The 4,170-nt window shown below is 40.3% G+C and carries 2 protein-coding genes; one reads left to right on the top strand and one right to left on the bottom strand.

Translation table 11 applies throughout. From position 1 onward, the window contains the following. Positions 1 to 1,403, bottom strand: a 1,403-nt coding sequence (locus AC3LHT_RS09295) for an Ig-like domain-containing protein (RefSeq protein WP_488662692.1), incomplete at its 3' end; no start/stop codon positions are given. Positions 1,404 to 1,980: 577 nt separating this feature from the next. On the opposite strand from AC3LHT_RS09295, the gene pulA reads away from it, so the two are divergent. Beyond that, positions 1,981 to 4,170 (top strand): type I pullulanase (gene pulA / locus AC3LHT_RS09300; RefSeq protein ID WP_488662693.1); only part of this gene is annotated, 2,190 nt, incomplete at its 3' end.

Genomic DNA, 4,170 nt, shown 5'->3' on the forward strand with positions numbered 1-4,170 from the left:
GAATTCACTGTTAACTTAACCGCCATGGATGTGCAGGACAGTGTCAAATTTTCCGAGGAAAGCCCAAGATGTTCTGGATTATCTTCAGACAGGACAAATTCAACTTTATCACCATCAGGATCATGAACAAAGGCATCAAGGTCAATAACCTTTTTCTCTGTTTCGTTCAATTCTACCGCTATTTTTGATACGCAGGGAAGACTGTTTCTTGTTTTGAAATGGATAAGGTTTGACTCTGCTGTAAGGCCATATGCATCTTCGACTTTCACTTTCCAGTAGTAGTCGGAGTGAGGATCAAGAACTGCTTTGTACTCTGTCTGATCAGTGGTAAAAGATGTTAGTTCCTCTTCCGATGTGCCATAGTACACGGTCGATCTGACATAATCTTTCCGATCAGATCCATCTTCAATATCAGGATCTGCCACACTCCATTTAAACGTTACTTCCGTCGAAGTCTCAGTATCTGTAGCGGGAGAACTCAAAAAAACCTGCGGTTTTCTATCGACATTTTTCACTGTAAGGATAAAGTCGTCGGATGAAGTTAATTCACCATCACTTACCTTTACAGCTACTCTATATGTTCCAGAAGAAGCATATGTTGGAGTATATACATACTCTGTTCCCTCAATTTCTCCTACCGATCCGGGGAGCAGTTCAAAACTCAAGGGATCTCCATCTTCATCAGACGCAAAATCGAGAAGATTCAGCTTCAAGGGGTGCTCTTCATCGATTGTTACATCTTCTAAAATCACGCGTGGTGAATGATTTGCAGTCTTAAAGGTGAAGACATCACTTTCAGCTTGACCGCCTCTCCCATCCTTTGCTACGACTTTCCAATAGTATTTAGTATTACCTTTCAAGTTTTTGGCTTTTATGTCCAATCGGTCATGATCTACCATCCATGGTGAATCAAAAGGCAGTGAGTCACTCAAGTAAACATCGTAAAACAAATAATCCCCGTCCTCATCGCTCGAATACCACAAAAGTAGGATCCCATTTTTGTCGTCTTCAACAGATAGCTGTTTTCCATTGTCGGGGTAAAGCAACTGAATTTCTGGTGGGTGGTTTGGCAAATCCTCAGGTCTCATAACCTTGACGACGACTTCCCCTTCAACTGTACCAGCATTGGATACAACCTCCACCCGTATTGAATATGCACCAGGTGCTTCAGGTGCCCTCCAGACCGCTGTCCCGTTCTTATAATCCCTTATAATTTTTCCTTCCTCGGGGTTCCATTTATAGGACAGTATTCCATCACCGACAGCTTCACATCTCAAAAATACTCTTCCGCCTGGACCTGTTAACATAGGTTTTGCGGAAACAGTGTTAATCTTGATTTCTGTCGCGAACATAGTACCGACTAAAATTAGAACCAAAGCCAGTATTATTGCTCCTTTTCGCATATTTACACCCCCTGTATGTTATCTCAAAATCTTTCACGATATAAAAACTGAGGGCTCGGGAGCCCTGTACCAATTAAAAATATACCAGAAAAGGAATTGACAAGTCAATGATAAACCATGAAAATATGCTGTTTTTTCCAGTTCGTTAGTTTGTCAAATTGTAACAATTAAACGCTCTTAAAAGTTATGTTGAAAATGAGCTGTTTTTGCATTCTCTTTGAGTGATATACTTTTTACGGAGGTGGTGAAGACCGGGTTCATTCATACCCAGCTTTTTCATTTGTGGCTATAACTCTCATCTTTGTTGAATCTATGAAGCTTCTATTTAATGGACTTCCTGCATTTGGAGCAATACTCTTAGAAAAAGTGGCGACATACAATTGTATTGTCTCGATGTACTACGAAGAATTTTATTTTTGCTTGTGTAGCGTTTGATTTTGAGTTTTTTCCTGATTTATTGACAATATTTTCACTGGAATGGTTCTTACAAGGTTAAAAGCGCATTTGCACTGATGCTTCTGGTATCTCTGCCAATAGTGACAAAAACAGAAGTGTGATGATTATTGGGGGTGTTTTAATGTTCAAGAAAATTTCCTGGATTTTTCTGATTATGTTGCTGTCAGTTACGATGTACGCTTTTACAGCTTACTCTGCCGGGAAAACAGCAGAAGACTTTGGAGGAAAAATCGTTCTCATTCTGCACTATCACAGATACGATGGAAACTACGATGGATGGAATTTGTGGGTATGGCCTCATAAGCCACAAAGTCTTGCAGGCAAGAGTTATGAGTTCAACCACATGGATGATTTTGGCCCTTTTGCAGTTATAACTTTCGACAAAAAATGGGAGCAATTGGGGTTCATAGTAAGGTTGAGAGAATGGGAGAAAAAGGATGTAAATGCAGATAGATTCGTTAAAATACCAAAAACCGGTGTAGCGGAAATCTGGGTACTTGAAGGGGAAATGGATTTTTATACCGATCCCAGCAAAATCGATTTAAGTCCAAGAGTAAAAGCGGCTTTTCTCGACTCTTTCACAGATATCTACGCATATCTTTCCACACCAATGGACACAAAACAATGGTTCAAAAAAGTACAAGTTACCATTGATGGAAAAAATCTGCCCATAAAAAGTGTAACAAAAGCAGACCCCACTGATATTTCCAAGACGAAGTACATAAAAATATCCTTAGGCGAGGAATTGAAACCAGAAGATGTTTCGAAATCTATTCAGCTGAAAATCGACGGTTATATGAAAAAGACCGTTATATGTCGAAAGATCCTGGATAACAGTGCATTTTACTACTCTGGAGAGTTGGGTGCTATTTACAAACGCAACAGTACCGAATTCAGGATTTGGTCGCCTGTTTCCAGTTCAGCGGATTTACTCTTGTACGATGACTACAATGCTACTGAACCTTCCAAAGTGATTCCAATGATTAAAAAGGACAAAGGGGTATGGAGTACTGTCATACCGGGTGATCTTCATTTGAAGGCTTACAAATATAGATTCACGTCTTATGGAAAGACAAGAGAAACAGTGGACATGTTTTCAAAGGCTGTAACGAAGAATGGTGAAAAATCCGTAGTGGTAGATCTCTCTCGCACAAATTTTGATGGCTGGGAAGCGGACATAAAACCACAATTGAAAGCATTTGAAGACTCCATCATTTATGAAATTCACGTGGCTGATATCACTGGAGATCCTTCTACCACCATAATCAACAAGGGAAAGTATCTGGGCTTAACAGAAAGAGGAGTTACCAACTCGCTTGGAGTAAAGGTTGGACTGGACCATCTTATAGAATTGGGTATCACTCATGTTCATATAATGCCGATCCATGACAGCTTCTATCTCAAGGAAGGTGAAAGAGACCAATACGGCTGGGGATACGATCCATATTTATACTGGGTTCCTGAAGGCCATTACAGCACTGACCCTTCCAATCCTTTATCCAGAATAACCGAGGTCAAAAAAATGGTTAAGGCCCTTCATGATAGCGGCATAAGAGTTATACTTGATGTGGTTTACAATCACACAGCTCAAACTGGACCAGGATCACCTTTCGACCAAACTGTCCCATATTACTTTTATCGCATAGATTACATGGGCGCTTATACAAATGGCTCAGGTGTTGGCAATGAGATAGCTACTGAACGACCTATGATGAGAAAGTTCATAGTAGATTCGCTTCTCTATTGGGTTAGTGAGTATCATGTTGATGGTTTTCGCTTCGATCTTCTGGGATTATTTGATAAAGAAACTGTCAAAGCAATTGAAAGCTCTCTACATGCTGAAGATCCCTCCATACTGGTTTATGGTGAACCCTGGGGTGGTTGGGGAGCAAATATCACTTTTGGCAAGGGGTCACAAAAAGGAATGCATATAGCCCTATTTAACGATGGTATAAGAGATGCCATTATCGGGAGCGTTTTTAACAAGAAACTCAAAGGCTTTGCTCTTGGAAGTCGTGCTAAAGAGACGAGGATAAAGCGGGGTGTCGTTGGCAGTATTTCATATAGCAGCAAGATTTACGATTTTACGTCAGATCCCGAGGAAACAATCAACTATGTTAGTTCCCACGATAACCTTACTTTATGGGACAAAGACGTCGAAGTTGTTGGCAACGAAAATATCGCACTTCTTAAAAAAGCCCAGAAATTCTCAAATGCTATTATTTTGCTCTCTCAAGGGATTCCTTTTTTGCACGGAGGAGTTGATTTTTGCAGGACAAAACACGGAAATGATAATAGTTACAACGCTGGG

This window comes from Kosmotoga sp., from assembly GCF_982836095.1.